Raw genomic sequence first — 15,811 nt, 5'->3', positions numbered from 1 at the left:
CCCCGACCACTCGGTCGGGGCCCTTCGTGCATCCTGTATTCGACTCGAGCCCTGATCCCGTTCGATTCTGTGACCGATGATGTTCGCACGCTTCATCATCCATCACGCGCATGCGCTGCGTCCGCCGAATCCTCGGCCGATCTCAACCGCCGGATGAAGGCTGGCGCAGATCGGAGCCGGGCTCAGCCCTGGATGTAGTCGACGCCCCCCGGCCGTGATGCCGCACGCTCGAGCAGCTTCGCGAGCATATGGTCGGAGGTGACGTGCTCGCCGAGGCGGTTGGGTTTGCCCGTGCCGTGATAGTCGCTGGAGCCGGTGACGATGAGGTCGTGCTCATGCGCCAGACGTCGCATCGCCTCTCGCTCCTGCGGAGGGTTGTCCCTATGGTCGACCTCGAGTCCGTCGAGACCGGCGGCGATGAATTCGGTCATCGCCGAATCGGGCACGACCCGACCGCGCATGGCTGCGCGCGGATGGGCGAAGACCGAGACTCCCCCGGCCTCCCGAATCAGCCCGATCGCGGTGATCGGATCGATCGTCGGCAGGGACACATGATATTTTCCCTGGCTGGACAGAATCGACGAGAACGCTTCGGTGCGGGACTCGACGACGCCGGCCGCGACCAGCGCATCGGCGATATGCGGACGTCCGATCGTGGCGTCCTCTCCCGAGACGGAGAGCACCGCATCCATGTCGATCGGATAGTCTTCGGCCAATCGTTCGATGATGAGGTGGGTGCGATCGAGTCTCGCCCGCCTGGTCTCCTGCACGACCTCGGCCAGCCCCGTATCGTACGGGTCGTGGAGGTAGGAGAGCAGGTGCACGCTGATCCCCTCGTAGCGGCAGGAGATCTCCATTCCCCTCACCAGGCCGAGCCCGTAGACGCGGGCGGCATCTTCGGCAAGGGTCCAACCTGCAGTGGTGTCGTGATCGGTGAGTCCGACGACGTCGATGCCCTCCATCGAGGCTTCTGAGATGAGTTCGGACGGGGTCTGGGTCCCGTCCGAAAATGCGGTGTGCACGTGGAGATCGATGACCATGGTCACAGTCTATCTGCATCTGTCGTTCCGACTTCCACGTGTACACACCATGTCACTCCGCCCGTCTAGACTGGCGGCATGACAGAGCACAACTCAGATACCCCAGACTCGACTCAGGACCTCGCAGACCGCGTCAACAACCGCTCGCATCGCCCGAATTCCGCCGCCTTCCGCGACTTCGTCGCCTCCGGTTGGGATCGCACTCCCCTCAACGCCGAGGCTCTCGCCGCCGCCGGTTTCACCCCTGCCCGTCGGGACGCGGTCTCGGCGGCATTTCCCGGCGAACGGCTGGTCGTTCCCGCCGGCGGACTCAAGGTCCGCTCGAACGACACCGATTATCGCTTCCGCGCTCATTCCGCGTTCATCCACCTCACGGGTCTGGAAACCGACTCCGAACCCGACGCCGTGCTCGTCTTCGAACCCGAGGGCGACGGCCACGATGTGACGCTGTACTTCCGTCCCCGCGCCGGTGCCGAGACGGAGGAGTTCTTCTCCGATTCCCGCTACGGAGAGTACTGGGTCGGACCGCGTGCCGATCTCGAAGCGATGTCCACCATGACCGGCATCGCAACTGAGAGCTCCGCCACTGTCGATGACGCCATCACGAAGGATCTCGGGGCCATCTCCGTGCGCCTCGTCCGACAGGCCGACGCCCGCATCGACGGAGTCATCGACCTGGCTCGCAGCCAGGTCCAGGCCGATCTCGAGACATCCGAGGCAGGCGACGCCGAACTGGCCCAGCTGCTCTCCGAGCTGCGCCTGATCAAGGACGACCACGAGATCGCGCAGCTGCGCGAAGCCGTCGCCATCACCCGCGCCGGTTTCGACAACGTGGTGGCAGCGCTGCCGAAGGCACTCGGACACCGTCGTGGTGAGCGTGTCGTCGAGACCGCGTTCGAGACCGCCGCTCGCTCCGACGGCAACGGGGTCGGCTACGACACGATCGCCGCCTCGGGCAACAATGCCTGCACCCTGCACTGGATCCGCAATGACGGTCAGGTCCGGGACGGTGACCTCATCCTCGTCGATGCCGGAGCCGAAGCCGATTCGCTCTACACCGCGGACATCACCCGCACCCTGCCCGTTTCGGGCACCTTCACTCCGGTGCAGGCGAAGATCTACGATGCCGTGCTCGAAGCCTCCGATGCCGCGTTCGCTGTGGCCGCAGATCACCCCAACCGTCCTGTGAAGTTCCGTGAGGTCCACGAGGCGGCCATGGAGGTCATCGCGAAGCGTCTCGAAGAGTTCGGTGTGCTGCCGGTCTCCGCTGCCGTTTCGCTGTCACCGGAAGGACAGCAGCACCGTCGATGGATGGTCCACGGCACCAGTCATCACCTCGGCCTCGACGTCCATGATTGTGCGCAGGCGAGAGCGGAGATGTACTTGGACGCGACCATCGAACCGGGAATGGTCTTCACCATCGAACCCGGACTGTACTTCAAGTCAGACGACCTGCTCCTGCCCGAGGAGTTCCGCGGCAACGGTGTCCGCATCGAGGACGACGTCCTCGTCACCGCCGACGGAGTGGAGAATCTCTCGGCCGACTTCCCCCGCACCCGCGCCGAGATCGAGGCCTGGGTGCAGAGCCGAGCCCAGGACCGCTGATGACCTCGGATACCGCACGCGGTTCGGGCTCCGAGGCACGACCCGGCCCGTTCCGCGGGCGCGGAGTCCTCGAGATCCCCGGTATCCGCCTCGGCCATGCCGGTGAGTTCACCGACAGCCGGCTGACCGGGATCACCACCGTGCTGCCACCGATCGGTTCGACCATCGGCGTCGATGTCCGCGGGGGCGGTCCCGCCACCCGTGAGACCGATGTCATCGCAACGGGAACACATTCCTATGGTGCCGATGCCATCGTCCTCACCGGCGGATCCGCATTCGGGCTGGGTGCCGTCTCCGGAGTCGTCGATACCCTCGCCGAGGCGGGACTCGGATTCCCTGCTCCCGGACTTGCCGATGCGGTCATTCCGCTCGTTCCTGCCGCCGCGATCTTCGACCTCGGCCGCGGAAACGGTTCCGTGGCACCGCCGAGACCGGACGAAGGCGCCGAGGCGACACGAGCGGCGCTGTCCGGACGGACGGACGACGTCCGAGGCAGCATCGGGGCAGGCATCGGAGCCCGGTCCGGATTCCAGAGTGTGCGCGGAGGGCTCGGATCCTATGCCGTCCGGCTCCCCAGCGGAACCATGGTCGCGGCGCTCGTCGTGGCGAATTCGCTGGGAACGATCGGCACGCCGTCGGGCGGTCTGTGGTTGGACCCGCTGCTGCGCTCGATCGGCCTCGATCTGCCGAAGGTGCTGAGTCTCCCCGACTCGGCAGCGCCGGTCCCGGGGACTGCTGCGAAGAACACGACGATTGCGATCGTCGCAACCGATGCACGCCTCGACTCGGCACAGACCACGCGGATGGCATCGGGTGCGCACGCGGGCATCTCCCGAGCTGTGCGGCCCTCGCACACCCTCTTCGACGGCGACACGGTCTTCGGCATCGCCACCGGAGCGCAGGATCTGCCCTCCGATCGTGACGCCGCCACCCGAGAGCTCGTGATGATCTCCGCGGCGGCAGCCGATGCGCTGAGCTTGGCGATCCTCGACGCCCACGCTTCGGCGACACCCGTCGACAGCTCGTGGGGGCAGCCGCCGACGCTGAGCGAGATCGCACCGGATTTCGCCTCGGAGTTCAACGCTCTCTGATCACGGAGACGGGGCCCGCCGTTCGGCGGGCCCCGCTCCTCTCAGTTCTCCGCAGCTTCCAAGCGCCATCATCCGACAGCCGCACGAAGCTGCAGCTCCTTCTTCAGCTGTCAGTCGTTGCGAGCCGACTGAGCCTCTTCGGAGTCGAGACCCTTCGGGTCTCGGACTTCCTTCTTCTGCTGAGTATCGAAGCCATCCTGACGCAGCAGCTTCTGCGATTCGGTCTTCGCCGCGGCCTCATCCTCGACCACGGTGAACCGGACCGACTCGGTGAAGTCACGACCGTAGCGGTCGGTTCCGGTCACCTCGGCGGTGTGGGTGCCCAGGTCGAGGTTCGAGGGGATCTCGGTCCGCCACAGGTGCGAGCTCGACTGGCCCACATTGCCGGAGGTGCGCAGATTCTGAGATGCCGTGTACGGATCGGTGTACTCCCAGCCCTTGGCCAGAGCTTCGCCCTTGCCCGGCTGAGTGTGCTCGGACTGCTTCGGTGCTTTGCCGTCGAAGCTGACCTCCACTCGTGCGTCCGAGGTGCCGGCGAGGAAGCTCGAGGTCAGCCAGGTCTCGCCCTGCTTGAGGTCCTCGCGGGTGACGACGCGTTCGGAGATCTCCTTCGGAGCGGTGCCCTTCTTGTCCGCGTCTTGCCATTCCTGGGCTTTCTGCGCCCAGTCGCGCCACTCGGGCGAGTTCACGCCGAGCAGCAGCTGGTGGTCGTCGGATTCGTTGCGCACGGTGTAGCGTTCGCTGCGCGAAGCACCGTCGTATTCGAGGGTGAGCACGCCCGGTTCCGAAGCGTCCTGAGTGAATGAGTACGGCAGCCCGTCGGCGTTGAGGCCGCCGGAGTACCAGTCGCCGGAGACGGCACCGGCGACGATCTGCGTGTTCGGCAGCTTCTCGATCCCGGCTGCAGCCCATTCCTTCCTCGTCTCGCCTGCGACGAGGTTCTCCTGAGTGTGAGTGTGTCCGCCGACGGTCACGGCGTTCGGGTAGTCGGAGATGACGTCGTAGAAGTCCTTCGCGTTGTCGACGACGACCTCTTTGTGCGTGAGAATGGGCGCGTGGGTGGCGACGACGACCTGTGCGTTCTTCGGCACGTTCTTCAGATCGTTCTCCAGCCAAGTCAGTTGATCCTGACTGATCTTCTCCTTGTACTTCTTCTTGTTCGCCTTGCCCTCGTATTCGATGCTGTCGAGGACGACGAAGTGGGTTTTGCCGACGTCGTAGGAGAAGTAAGAGGGTCCGAACTGGTCACGGAAGGTGTCGAGGGCGTGAGCGTCGTCGACCGCGTCGTAGTCCTGGTCATGGTTGCCCGGGGCCACGCGCACGGGTCCGTTCATCTGGGAGTAGATATCGCGCAGTTCATCGTTGAGACTGAGGTCGTCACCGACGTTGTCCCCGAGCAGCAGCACTCCGCAGGCCCCATAATCACTGCGATCAGCAAGGTCACCGACGGCTCCGTCGCGGGCGTAGCCCATCTCTGTCTTGTCATAGGCCTGGGTGTCGGAGGCGATCGGGCAGTTCTGCTCGCCCTTTGCCGAGGCCTTCGACTCGACCATCGGGAAGTTCACGGCCTTCGGCGTGTCCCCTGTCGGTTCGATGCCGCCGTATTCGAGATCACCGGACCCTTCGGGCAGGTGGTTGTAGCTGAACTGTGCGACCTTGTCCTCATCGACGGGAACCTGCCAGCCGGACGGCTGAGTGATGGAAACGGTCATGTTGTCCCGCACGGGCAGCTCGTAGCGGCCCTCGCCGTCGGTCTGGACGACGTCGACGCCGTTGGACACCGCGACTCCGGCCACTCCCTTCTCGTCGCCGTCGAGCTTCGAGTTCTCGTTCACGTCATCGAAGACCTGACCGGTGAACTTCTTCGGGTCGGCGGCCTTGCCGCGGTCGACCTGGACGTGGCCCTCGTAGAGTTCAGCCGGTGCGTCCGCGGCCGTCGCCGAGGTCGGCGAGAGAAGCGGAGCGAAGAGCGAGAGCGCGGCACAGGCTCCCAAGCCTGCGGCAGCGGTGCGCGGGCGGATTCGTCGTGTCTGCATGGATTTCTCCTGTATTCGACTATGGCGGGTTCTGCCGAGAAATGACCCTAGGGAGACGGGGCGACATCGAGATGAAGCAGACAGGACGGCTTGATGAATAGGAAAAGTGGGCGAGTGGAACCCGACGCCCACTGCGTTCACCGCCCGCGAATGTGATCTCGATTCAATTCGTGGAGGCGATCACTGAAAACTCCATGCACCACGTAGTCTGAGAACATGAGTGGTCCACCGAAAAGAGTCTTCGTCGCCCGACTCGTCTCCGCCCCCGTGTTCGACCCTCTCGGCGATCAGGTCGGCCGTGTCCGTGACGCCGTCGTCGTCTATCGTGCGACGATGCGGCAGTTCCCGCGAGTCATCGGCCTCGTCGTCGAAGTGCCGGGCCGTCGCCGAGTATTCGTGCCGATGGGCCGGGTCACCGCGATCGACTCCGGCCAGGTCATCACGACCGGCCTGGTGAATATGCGCCGCTTCGAACAGCGCGAATCCGAGACCCTGGTGATGAATGACCTGCTCGACCGACGGTTGCGTCTGCGCGAAGACAACTCACCGGTGCTCGTCGAGGACGTCGGCATCGAACAGCAGGTGAACAAGGACTGGGAGGTCACCAGGCTGTTCGTGCGTCGTGTGCCCGAACGCAGCGCCTTCGCCGCGTTCCGCCGCCGCGGCGAGACCAAGCAGATCGACTGGACGGATGCCGACCATCCTGTGGATTCCGAGGTCGATCAGGAAGCCACTCAGCTCATCGCCGCCTATCAGGACACGAAGCCTGCCGACCTCGCCGATGTGCTCTTCGAGATGAACGCCGCTCGCCGCCTCCAGGTGGCCCGAGCCCTCGATGACGAACGCCTTGCCGATGTCGTCGAGGAGCTGCCGGCCGAGACCCAGATCGAGATCCTCACCGGACTCGAAACCGAACGAGCCGTGACCGTGCTCGAAGAGATGGCTCCAGACGATGCGGCAGACCTCCTCGGCGAGCTCAGCGATGAACAGGCCGAACGATTCCTGACTCTGATGGAACCGGATGAGGCCGAAGATGTGCGTACGCTTCTGGCGTACGACGATGACACAGCCGGCGGTCTGATGACGACCGAACCGGTCATCCTCACCCCGGAAGCCACTGTCGCCGAGGCGCTGGCCCATGTCCGGCGGGAAGACCTGCCTGCGGCGCTGGCTGCCGCGGTCTTCGTCTGCAGGCAGCCGGTAGAGACCCCGACTGGCAAGTATCTGGGTCTCGTCCACATCCAGGAGATGCTGCGCCATCCGCCGCACGAGGCCGTGGGCATCATGCTCGACACCGAGGTCGAACCGCTGTCGCCGGAGACTCCGCTCGGCGAGGTGGCGAAGCTGCTGGCCGCGTACAATCTGGTGTCGGTGCCGATCACCGACGACAACGATCGCCTCGTCGGTGTGGTCACCGTCGATGACGTCCTCGACGAGCTGTTGCCCGAGGACTGGCGAACCACCGGTCGAGACGATCGCAGCAGGGGGTAGATATGGCCGTCGATGATTTCGAGATCCCGCGGTCGAGCAAGCGCCGACTGCCGAGCTTCACCGTCTCCCCCGAGACCTTCGGACGCGGAGCCGAGGCCTTCGCTCGGTTCATGGGCACTCCCGCGTTCCTCGTCGGGATGACGGTGTTCTGTGCGGTGTGGCTGCTGTGGAATACCCTGCTGCCGGAATCGTGGCAGTTCGACCCGCGATCGCTCAACTTCACCCTGTTGACCCTCATCCTGTCCCTTCAGGCCTCCTATGCCGCGCCGTTGATCCTGCTCGCGGAGAACCGCAGCACCGACCGGGACCGCGTCGAGTTCGAACACGATCGGCAGCGCGCCGAACGCAACCTGGCCGACACCGAGTACCTCGCACGAGAGGTGGCGGCGCTGCGCATCGCCATGCGCGAGGTCGCCACTCGTGACTTCATCCGCTCCGAGCTCAAGGATCTGCTCAAGGAGCTCGAGGAGGAGAGACAGGACGAAAACGGGACCGACAAGGTCGATCCCCGGGCCTCCGAAAAGCGCCGAGGCGGCCCTCGAGGCGGATGACGAGACGACCGCCGAAGCGGTAGTGTTGAGGGCCCGGGAGCACTGTTCCGGGAAGGAAAGGACGTGGGCATGACTGGTCCCTCTGAGGACGCCGTGAGAGAGGCGCTGACCGGGGTCATCGACCCTGAGATCCGCCGCAGCATCGTCGAACTCGATATGGTCGAGTCGATCGTGATCGAAGGCGGCAAGGTCACCGTCACAGTTCTCCTCACGATCGCCGGGTGCCCGCTGAAGGACACGATCACCAAAGACACCAAGGCTGCGGTGGCCGGTGTCGACGGGGTCGCCGAGGTGGCTGTCGTTCTGGGCACGATGACCCCCGAACAGCGCAAGGAGATGAAGGAGAAGCTGCAGGGCTCCGGCACCCGCGATATCCCCTTCAATCGCCCGGAATCGCTGACGAAGGTCTATGCCATCGCGTCCGGAAAAGGCGGAGTCGGAAAGTCGTCGGTGACCGCGAACCTCGCCGTGTCCCTGGCGGACAAGGGCCTGCGTGTCGGCATCGTCGATGCCGATATCTACGGCTTCTCCATCCCCGGTATGCTCGGTCTCTCCGGCAAGCCGACCCGAGTCGATGAGATGATCCTGCCCCAGGTCGCCCATGACGTGAAGGTGATGAGCATCGGCATGTTCGTCCCGCCGAGCCAGGCCGTCGTCTGGCGCGGTCCCATGCTCCATCGCGCTCTGCAGCAGTTTCTCACCGATGTGTTCTGGGGCGACCTCGACGTGCTGCTGCTGGATCTGCCTCCCGGCACAGGTGATATTGCGATCTCCGTGGCTCAGCTGCTGCCCGGATCCGAGCTCCTCGTCGTCACCACACCGCAGTCGGCGGCCGCCCAAGTCGCCGAACGTGCGGGATCCATCGCCACACAGACGAAGCAGACGTTGGCAGGAGTCATCGAGAACATGTCATGGATGGAGATGCCCGACGGCACTCGGATGGAGGTGTTCGGCTCCGGCGGAGGTGCCAGCGTGGCCGAGAACCTCGCCGCCGCCCTCGACCAGGAGGTTCCACTGCTCGCCCAGATCCCCTTGGACACTCGTCTGCGGGAAGGTTCGGACGCGGGTACCCCGGTCGTGCTCGGCGGTCCAGATTCGCCTGCGGCGAGGGCTTTCGACACCCTTGCGGAGTCGCTGCGGCGACGCAGTCGCGGCCTGTCCGGCAGGTCCTTGGGACTGAGCCCGGTCTGAGTCGGTGTCTCCTCTCTCCCCTCGCGATACCCTCGTCTACTCTGCCTTCGTCGGCCTCAGCGCTCTGACCACTCTCGTCCTCTTGGCCGGAGCTGTCGTCACTGCTCTTCGAGATGACCCCACCCCCGGACGGCCGGTGGAATCCGCGCAGCGAACGATCGCCGCCGAGAACCGGGACGCTCTCTCCGCAGTGCTGCGCAGCTACGCGCTCGTCTCAGACGAACGCACGCCGCGACTGGACGTCCACACCTTCGGTCTGCCCACGGCCGCCTCGTTGAATGCGGCGATCGAAGAACATGTGCTGTCTCTCATCGACGGTTCCGGAGGCTTCGCCGACCGCGCTGCCTTCGACCCCGTTCAGACAGCCCCTGTCCACAGGTGGCCGGCGACGGCTTTCACACCAGCCCAGACCAGCATCGATGACGCTCCTGCGTCTCGAGTCGACCCGCGTGCTGTGGACATCAGCACTCGGGTGTTGGCAAGCGGCGGGAAATTCGTCGTGACCGCAATCGATGTTCAGTCGCCGCATCCGCAGACAAGGCTGCTGCTGACCGATCTCGCCCACGACAGCACAGTCAATGCCCGCCGGCTCTTCGCCGCACCGGTCGACCCGGCCGCCGTCGGAGCCGATGACACCGGCACGCTGACGATCAATGACGATGCCGTCTCCGACACCGATCTGTCCTCCATCGGCGTCCGTGTCCAGAAGGCGCTGCACAGCAGTCTCGAACTGCCGCAGCCGTTTGATCTGCGCTCCCCCGACTTCTCCTGCGCGCTGCTGCCCTGTGTGGCGCTGACCTATGACGACGGTCCCGGAGAGGCGAAGACCGAACAGACGATCCTCGACGCAGCCGATGAGGCGAACATCCGTCTGACCTACTTCTTCCTCGGGAAGAACACGGTTGCCTTCCCCGAAGTGGCCGAGCGCATCATCTCCGCCGGCCATGAAGTCGACGATCACACGTTTTCGCATGTCCAGATGGACAAGACCTCCTCGGCGACGATCCGCAGAGAGCTCGACCGGACGGACAGATCACTGCGATCGGTCGGAGTGAAGGACGAACCTCTCGTCCGTCCCCCGTACGGTGCCCTCGACAAACGCGCAGCACATGCTCTGGGTGGCCCTGCGATCATATGGGACGTCGATACCGGAGATTGGCAGCACAGAGATGCGAAGAAGACGGTCCGACGTGTGCAGTCTCTGACCAGGCCCGGATCAATCGTGCTCATGCATTCCATTCATCCGTCGACCGCGAAGGCGGCTCGGGAGGTGTTCTCGGCCGTGGCGGACAAGGGCCTCTACGCAGTGACCGTGCGCGAGCTCTTCTCCGGGATCGAATGGAAGAAGGGCGGGTCGTACTTCTGCCGCGGCTACGGCGATGAGCTGTGCTCGAATCCCGAACATCCCGCGGTGATGAAGAACTGAGCCACTGACGCTTGCACGGAGGTGGGAATGCAACATTCCCAACAGACGCCGTCGGCCCCAACCCCAGGTGGGTTCCGGGGGCGGCTCAGGTGGCTTCGGGGTCGAACGGTGCCGCAGCGGAACGGTCGCGCTGGTCGATCTGAGCTTGGAACCGTTCGATGGGTGATTTCTCCCGGGTAGGGGTCGCCCCGGTGTCGGTCTCAGTGGACAGGGCAGCACCGGAGGACTCAGCGGATGACAATTCTTCAGAGGCCCGTTCCTGACGTTTGGACTCGCGGATGGCTGCATCCTCTTCGACGAGTGCCTCACGTACGATGCGGCGGGGATCGTACTGGCGCGGATCGAGCTTCTGCCAGTCCACGTCCTTGAAGTCGTCGCCGAAATCGCGTCGGACGCTGTCTTTCGCGCCTTCGGCCATGCGACGCATCTGCCGCACGAAGTCCCGCAGCTTCTGAGCGTATTCGGGTAGGCGTTTGGGTCCGATGACGACCAACGCCACAACGACCAGAATCACCATTTCGGTGCCGTTGATACCGAACATGGTCTCAAGTCTACCGTGGACGGCGGTAGCATCGACTCATGGTCAGCTCAGGTTCGACATCCCGCTGCCGGGAGGTGCAGTGGACGAGATAGCAGTCGAACGGGTGCTGCGCATCATCGAACTCGTACCCGCCGCACGCGTCGTCGCCTACGGGACAGTCGGCGCCGTTGCCGACTGCTCACCCCGCTATGTCGGACGGGTGATGAGGGAATTCGGATCGAACGTCACTTGGTGGCGAGTCGTCAACGCGGCCGGGATCCTGCCGCCCGAGATCTTCGCCCGCGCCCGCATCCACTGGGAAGAGGAGGGCACACCGCATTCACATGAGCGGGTCGAACGCGCGGCATTCCTCGAAGTCGATGAACTCGATCGACTGTGGCGCAACCAAGGAATCGACCCCGATTGCAGTTAGACTTGGGAGAACTCAGCACCAGAAGGGAGGGGCCGGTTGGCACGCGAAAATGCAGGTGATCTCACCTTCTCGGAACAGTACAACGGTCCCGATCCGCTGCTCGACGCCGCTCGCACCCACTCTCATGAGTTCGGGATCGCACCGGTGTCGCAGACCACGGCGAGGACGCTGACGCTGCTGGCCCGACTGCTCACACCGGTCGCGGCCGTCGAGGTCGGCACCGGTGTGGGAACGTCGACGCTGTCACTTCTGCGCGGGATGCCGACCGCCGGGATACTGACGTCGATCGACACGAATTCGACGACCCAGAGCGCAGCTCGTGACCTCGCCGACATGGCAGGAATCCGGCCGGGGCGATTGCGTCTGATGAGCGGTCGAGCCGAAGAGGTGCTCAAACGTCTCGCGCCTTCGGCCTATGACATGGTCTTCATCGACGTGGAGCCGGGCAGCCTTGAGAGGATGATCCAACCCTCTCTCCGCCTGCTCGATGCCCAGGGCCTGCTGGTCATCCACAAGACTCTGCTCAAGGGCGCCGTCGCCGATCCCGTCGATCGCAGTCCCCGGACTCAGGCGGCACGGAGCATGCTCAACCGCATCGCCGAACAGGAGCACCTCGAACGGGTTCTGCTGCCCATCGGAGAAGGGCTGCTGCTGCTGCAGAAGACCCGGTGAATGCAACAACAGCAGAGACTTACAGGTAAGTCTCTGCTGTTCGTGCGTCTCCGTCCGGCCGTGTTCTGCGGCCGTCGGCTCAGAGCCCCAGCGTCTGGGCGAGAGTGTCGTGGAGTCCGGTGGCTTCATCTCTGCTGAGTTCGATCACCAGACGGCCTCCGCCTTCGACTGGAAGCCGCATCACCATGCTTCGGCCTTCTTCGGTCACTTCCAGAGGTCCGTCGCCGGTGCGGGGTTTCTGGGCTGCCATATGGGCTCTTCCTTCCGTTGTCATTCAAAGACGGTTCACACCAGGTGGACCGAATGATGTACCTACGATTATTCCATGATCCGCGCGTTCCCGGTAACTCTCCCGCCCAACGGACGGTGACGGGGGCAGATCAGCAGGCGATCACGGCGGCAGATCGGCCGGCGGAGTGAAGTGCCACAGGTAGGCGACCCATACGATCTGAAGCAGGATATAGGCCACCAGCATCGCGGCCCGATAGCCTCGTGAGCGCACCAGCGACAACGTCAGGGCCAGCGGGAACAACGGCAGCAGCAGACGCAGGGTGGAGGTCTGCGGATTGAAGAAGATGAGCAGATACAGGCCGTACCCGAGGCAGAACAGCTGCAGTGTCCGTCCCATATGCGCTCCCGCCGGGGAGAAGATCAACGCGAGCATTCCGGCGACGACGATGACGAGAAGCACCGGACCGAGCGGACCGATGAGGCTGATCGACCGAGCCACCCACTGGACGACGAACGTGGTCTCGCCGGTGTGCCAGGCCGCCTCGGTGTCGGTATAGGCCGTCAGCGATCCGGTTGCCCACCAGGCATGGACCGGGTGGATGAGGGCCGCTGCGCAGGAGAGCACACCCAGGGCCCAGGACCGGATCACCTCGCCGGTCGGATACGGATCGCTGCGGCGGCGGAGGAAGCGGTCGATGAGGTGGAAGAGCATGAAGAACGAGAACGCCACGCCGATCGGCCGCGACAGATCCATGAAGACGACGACCGGGATCGCCGTGAGATAGCGGCGTTCGACGACGAGGAACAGCGCCGACGCCTGCAGCAGGAGGGTCAGTGATTCGGCATAGCCGGTGGAGAAGATCGCGGCCGGTGGGAAGAACATCACGAGCGCTAGGCCCATCAGCGCCTGACCGGCATCGACGTACTTCCGGAAGAGGTGGAGGATGACGATCGAGGCCAGACCGGCCGCGATCGTGGACACGATCGGCGAGATGACTTCGTAGCTCAGCCCCGTGAGGTCGGCCAGAGTGGACACGATCGAGGGGTGCAGCGGATAAAACGCCCACTGGTTCTCCGCGACCGCTCCGGATTCGTCGACGGGCAGGATGCGGGGATAGCCCTCATCGGCGACGCGCCCGTACCAGCCGCCGTCCCAGAAGTTGAGGAAGTCATTGAGCGTCGTCGTCACAGGCGACGACGACCAGTTCGCCGGGTCCTGCCGTTTGAGGACTGCGGCGAAGATCGACATGCTCACGACGCGGGAGGCGAAGTACACTGCCACGGCCTGCAGCCACACGGGCAGAGCCATGAACAGTGCGCCGAGGCGGCTGAAACGGGAGGAGTCGAAGACTTCGGGGGCGAGGGTGATTCCGGGGAGGTCTGCGGGGCGGCTCATCGTGGTCCGGCAGCCGTTTCCGGTCCGTCAGGTGAGGTTGTCGGTCTGGTGGGCGATGCCGCCTCGGCGGGGGCGGCTGCGGTTTCGAGTTCGCTCAGGCGTGCCCGCAGCATCGCCATGGCCGCGTCGACGTCTTCCATCCGGTAGCCGCGCAGCGCGGGCCGGAACCGCACCGATTCCAGGTCCTTGACGGTGAACTCCGCCGGCAGCCCGGTCCAGCTCTCTTCGGCCTCGTCGACGGTTTCGGAGGAGAAGACGTTGAAGGTCGCTGCGACGACGAATACGAGGACGAAGACCGCAGCTGCGACACCGATGACAATCCACAGAGGCATGCCCCCATTTTCGCATAGGCGCCTGCACGGAAGGCTCAGCGCAGTCCGCGCACGGTGTGTCTCGGCGCCGCTTCGCCGGTGATCGCCACGGTCACGTCGATGGCGTCGGCAGTGGCCCTGACATCGTGGGTGCGGATCATCGCCGCTCCCTTCTCGACGGCCAGCGCGGTCGCGGCGATCGTTCCGTACAGCCGGTCCGACGGGGCGACCTCACCGATGGCCTCACCGACGAAATCCTTGCGTGAGATCGCCAGCAGCACCGGATAGCCGGTGGCGGCGAATCGGTCGAGTTCACGCAGCAGACGAAGCGAGTGGTACGTGTTCTTCCCGAAGTCGGGAGTGGGATCGATGATGATCCGGTCTTCGCGCACCCCTGCTGCACGCGCCGCCTCGGCAAGGTCGATGACGCCTGCCAAGGTGGAATCGACGACGTCACCGGCCTTTAGGCCATAGCGGTTGCGGTGGGCGTCGGTGCGCGGATCCAATCCCCCTGTGTGGGAGCAGACGATGCCGACATCATGTCGGGCGGCCACCTCGGCGAGCTTCGGGTCGATCCCGGCCCAGGTGTCGTTGAGCAGTCCCGCACCGGCCCTGCAGGCAGCCTCGGCCACTTCATGGCGCCAGGTGTCGACGCTGATGAGCACGTGCGGGTGGGACCTTGCGACTGCTTCGATGGTCGGGCACACGCGGTCGATCTCCTCGGCCACGGAGATCTCCCGTCCGCGGCCGGCGCGCACTCCCCCGATATCGACGATCTGAGCACCCGCCGAGGCGGCCGCCTCCACCGCCGTGATCGCCTCGTCGAGGGTGGCGGCGGATTCGTAGAACGAATCTGTGGTGCGGTTGATCACGGCCATGATCGCCGGGGTTCCGGGCCGAGCCCGGGCCAGATCGAACCGTTCGCCCTCCGGCACTGATGAGATGTCGCCCCTCATGGTCGACCGTTCGCAGGATTCGCCGCGGCCGAGTCCTGGCCGTGTCCCGGTCCGATCGCGGCGACGACTTCGTCGAGGTCATCGGTGAGGGTGAACATATTCAGGTCTGCTTCGCTGATCGTCCCCGCGGCCAGAAGGGTCTTCTGCATCCAGTCGACGAGCCCGCGCCAGTAGTCGGTCCCGAACAGCACGATCGGGAATGAGGTGATCTTGCCGGTCTGGACCATGGTGAAGGCCTCGAACAGCTCGTCCAGAGTACCCAGGCCGCCGGGCATGACGACGAATCCGCGCGAGTATTTGAGGAACATGGTCTTGCGGACGAAGAAGTAGCGGAAGTTCACGCCGAGTTCGACATGCTGATTGAGTCCGGTCTCGAAGGGCAGCTCGATGCCCAGCCCGATGGACACTCCCCCGCCCTCGCAGGCACCGAGGTTGCCGGCCTCCATGATTCCGGGTCCCCCGCCGGTGATGATTGCGTTGCCGTTCTCGGCGATGCGGCGAGCGATCTCGCGGGTGTCCGCATAGGCCTGGGTGCCGGCTTTCAGACGGGCAGAGCCGAAGATGGACACTGCCGGTCCGATCTCGGCCAGCGAGCCGAATCCTTCGACGAACTCGGCTTGGATGCGCATGACACGCCACGGGTCCTCATGCACCCAGTCGGTGCCCGACTTCGATTCGAGGAGGCGCTGGTCTGTCGTCGTCTCCGGCACCTGGTCACCGCTCAGCCGCAGCGGGCCCTTGCTGTAGAAGCCCGAGTCACCTGTTGGGTCGTCTCCCAGGTCGCCTGTCGGATCGTCGGCAGAATGGCACCCGGGAGCACTCGAAAGCTCGCCATCGACGTCGTCTGTCGCTCTGGTCATC

16 protein-coding genes are annotated in these 15,811 nt (G+C 64.8%); 8 read left to right on the top strand and 8 right to left on the bottom strand.

All coding sequences use genetic code 11. From position 1 onward, the window contains the following. Nucleotides 1-182: 182 nt before the first annotated feature. Complete coding sequence (locus ACVZTU_RS07950) at nucleotides 183-1,040, bottom strand: PHP domain-containing protein (protein ID WP_139466944.1); 858 nt, start codon at nucleotides 1,038-1,040, stop codon at nucleotides 183-185. A gap of 78 nt (nucleotides 1,041-1,118) precedes the next feature. Here ACVZTU_RS07950 and ACVZTU_RS07945 point away from each other — a divergent pair, with 78 nt between their 5' ends. Both ACVZTU_RS07945 and ACVZTU_RS07940 read left to right on the top strand, forming a co-directional pair. Then, nucleotides 1,119-2,645, top strand: coding sequence for an aminopeptidase P family protein (locus ACVZTU_RS07945; RefSeq protein WP_139466943.1), 1,527 nt, complete (start codon nucleotides 1,119-1,121; stop codon nucleotides 2,643-2,645). After that, nucleotides 2,645-3,736, top strand: coding sequence for a P1 family peptidase (locus ACVZTU_RS07940; RefSeq protein WP_172169131.1), 1,092 nt, complete (start codon nucleotides 2,645-2,647; stop codon nucleotides 3,734-3,736). The genes ACVZTU_RS07945 and ACVZTU_RS07940 overlap by 1 nt, the downstream gene beginning before the upstream one ends. 110 nt (nucleotides 3,737-3,846) lie before the next feature. Here ACVZTU_RS07940 and ACVZTU_RS07935 read toward each other — a convergent pair whose 3' ends face one another. Then, nucleotides 3,847-5,772 carry a calcineurin-like phosphoesterase C-terminal domain-containing protein gene (locus ACVZTU_RS07935; RefSeq protein WP_172169129.1) on the bottom strand — a complete coding sequence of 642 codons (1,926 nt, stop codon included), beginning with the start codon at nucleotides 5,770-5,772 and terminating at the stop codon, nucleotides 3,847-3,849. Nucleotides 5,773-5,988: 216 nt separating this feature from the next. Here ACVZTU_RS07935 and ACVZTU_RS07930 point away from each other — a divergent pair, with 216 nt between their 5' ends. From ACVZTU_RS07930 to ACVZTU_RS07915, 4 genes are all read left to right on the top strand, one after another. Further along, nucleotides 5,989-7,263 (top strand): magnesium transporter MgtE N-terminal domain-containing protein, encoded by a 1,275-nt coding sequence (locus ACVZTU_RS07930; RefSeq protein WP_101544936.1) that lies wholly within the window; start codon nucleotides 5,989-5,991, stop codon nucleotides 7,261-7,263. 2 nt (nucleotides 7,264-7,265) lie between these two features. Continuing rightward, entirely contained in the window at nucleotides 7,266-7,814 is a 549-nt protein-coding gene (locus ACVZTU_RS07925) for a DUF1003 domain-containing protein (protein WP_229663902.1), read from the top strand. A gap of 69 nt (nucleotides 7,815-7,883) precedes the next feature. Next, nucleotides 7,884-9,005, top strand: coding sequence for an Mrp/NBP35 family ATP-binding protein (locus tag ACVZTU_RS07920; protein WP_181270429.1), 1,122 nt, complete (start codon nucleotides 7,884-7,886; stop codon nucleotides 9,003-9,005). A 4-nt stretch (nucleotides 9,006-9,009) separates the two neighbouring features. After that, nucleotides 9,010-10,431 (top strand): polysaccharide deacetylase family protein, encoded by a 1,422-nt coding sequence (locus ACVZTU_RS07915; RefSeq protein ID WP_139466939.1) that lies wholly within the window; start codon nucleotides 9,010-9,012, stop codon nucleotides 10,429-10,431. Between the two features lie 85 nt (nucleotides 10,432-10,516). Here ACVZTU_RS07915 and ACVZTU_RS07910 read toward each other — a convergent pair whose 3' ends face one another. Further along, nucleotides 10,517-10,972, bottom strand: coding sequence for a twin-arginine translocase TatA/TatE family subunit (locus ACVZTU_RS07910; protein ID WP_139466938.1), 456 nt, complete (start codon nucleotides 10,970-10,972; stop codon nucleotides 10,517-10,519). A gap of 79 nt (nucleotides 10,973-11,051) precedes the next feature. Here ACVZTU_RS07910 and ACVZTU_RS07905 point away from each other — a divergent pair, with 79 nt between their 5' ends. After that, nucleotides 11,052-11,384, top strand: coding sequence for an MGMT family protein (locus ACVZTU_RS07905; RefSeq protein ID WP_139466937.1), 333 nt, complete (start codon nucleotides 11,052-11,054; stop codon nucleotides 11,382-11,384). 36 nt (nucleotides 11,385-11,420) lie between these two features. After that, complete coding sequence (locus tag ACVZTU_RS07900; protein ID WP_139466936.1) at nucleotides 11,421-12,056, top strand: O-methyltransferase; 636 nt, start codon at nucleotides 11,421-11,423, stop codon at nucleotides 12,054-12,056. A gap of 79 nt (nucleotides 12,057-12,135) precedes the next feature. Here the strand turns inward: ACVZTU_RS07900 and ACVZTU_RS07895 are convergent, their stop codons facing one another. The 5 genes from ACVZTU_RS07895 to ACVZTU_RS07875 form a co-directional block, all read right to left on the bottom strand. Beyond that, entirely contained in the window at nucleotides 12,136-12,306 is a 171-nt protein-coding gene (locus ACVZTU_RS07895) for a DUF3117 domain-containing protein (RefSeq protein WP_064485784.1), read from the bottom strand. A gap of 141 nt (nucleotides 12,307-12,447) precedes the next feature. Next, nucleotides 12,448-13,683: a hypothetical protein gene (locus ACVZTU_RS07890; protein WP_139466935.1), complete on the bottom strand. Its 1,236-nt coding sequence runs from the start codon at nucleotides 13,681-13,683 to the stop codon at nucleotides 12,448-12,450. Continuing rightward, nucleotides 13,680-14,015, bottom strand: a complete 336-nt coding sequence (locus ACVZTU_RS07885; RefSeq protein WP_139466934.1) for a DivIVA domain-containing protein — start codon at nucleotides 14,013-14,015, stop codon at nucleotides 13,680-13,682. The genes ACVZTU_RS07890 and ACVZTU_RS07885 overlap by 4 nt, the downstream gene beginning before the upstream one ends. A gap of 35 nt (nucleotides 14,016-14,050) precedes the next feature. After that, nucleotides 14,051-14,950 carry a dihydropteroate synthase gene (gene folP / locus ACVZTU_RS07880; protein ID WP_216656715.1) on the bottom strand — a complete coding sequence of 300 codons (900 nt, stop codon included), beginning with the start codon at nucleotides 14,948-14,950 and terminating at the stop codon, nucleotides 14,051-14,053. After that, the gene (locus tag ACVZTU_RS07875) at nucleotides 14,947-15,810 is read right to left on the bottom strand and encodes an LOG family protein (protein ID WP_482401688.1); all 864 of its coding nucleotides are present in this window, start codon (nucleotides 15,808-15,810) and stop codon (nucleotides 14,947-14,949) included. The genes folP and ACVZTU_RS07875 overlap by 4 nt, the downstream gene beginning before the upstream one ends. Nucleotide 15,811: the final 1 nt, after the last annotated feature.

It is taken from the genome of Brevibacterium sp. OS20 (genome assembly GCF_056837565.1).
This window is presented reverse-complemented; position numbering and strand designations above follow the sequence as displayed.

Excerpts from the sequence above, each read along its gene's own strand:
- ACVZTU_RS07950 (WP_139466944.1), bottom strand. The coding sequence starts at position 1,040 with ATGGTCATCGATCTCCACGTGCACACCGCATTTTCGGACGGGACCCAG.
- ACVZTU_RS07945 (WP_139466943.1), top strand. The coding sequence starts at position 1,119 with ATGACAGAGCACAACTCAGATACCCCAGACTCGACTCAGGACCTCGCA.
- ACVZTU_RS07940 (WP_172169131.1), top strand. The coding sequence starts at position 2,645 with ATGACCTCGGATACCGCACGCGGTTCGGGCTCCGAGGCACGACCCGGC.
- ACVZTU_RS07935 (WP_172169129.1), bottom strand. The coding sequence starts at position 5,772 with ATGCAGACACGACGAATCCGCCCGCGCACCGCTGCCGCAGGCTTGGGA.
- ACVZTU_RS07930 (WP_101544936.1), top strand. The coding sequence starts at position 5,989 with ATGAGTGGTCCACCGAAAAGAGTCTTCGTCGCCCGACTCGTCTCCGCC.
- ACVZTU_RS07925 (WP_229663902.1), top strand. The coding sequence starts at position 7,266 with ATGGCCGTCGATGATTTCGAGATCCCGCGGTCGAGCAAGCGCCGACTG.
- ACVZTU_RS07920 (WP_181270429.1), top strand. The coding sequence starts at position 7,884 with ATGACTGGTCCCTCTGAGGACGCCGTGAGAGAGGCGCTGACCGGGGTC.
- ACVZTU_RS07910 (WP_139466938.1), bottom strand. The coding sequence starts at position 10,972 with ATGTTCGGTATCAACGGCACCGAAATGGTGATTCTGGTCGTTGTGGCG.
- ACVZTU_RS07895 (WP_064485784.1), bottom strand. The coding sequence starts at position 12,306 with ATGGCAGCCCAGAAACCCCGCACCGGCGACGGACCTCTGGAAGTGACC.
- ACVZTU_RS07890 (WP_139466935.1), bottom strand. The coding sequence starts at position 13,683 with ATGAGCCGCCCCGCAGACCTCCCCGGAATCACCCTCGCCCCCGAAGTC.
- ACVZTU_RS07885 (WP_139466934.1), bottom strand. The coding sequence starts at position 14,015 with ATGCCTCTGTGGATTGTCATCGGTGTCGCAGCTGCGGTCTTCGTCCTC.
- folP (WP_216656715.1), bottom strand. The coding sequence starts at position 14,950 with ATGAGGGGCGACATCTCATCAGTGCCGGAGGGCGAACGGTTCGATCTG.
- ACVZTU_RS07875 (WP_482401688.1), bottom strand. The coding sequence starts at position 15,810 with ATGACCAGAGCGACAGACGACGTCGATGGCGAGCTTTCGAGTGCTCCC.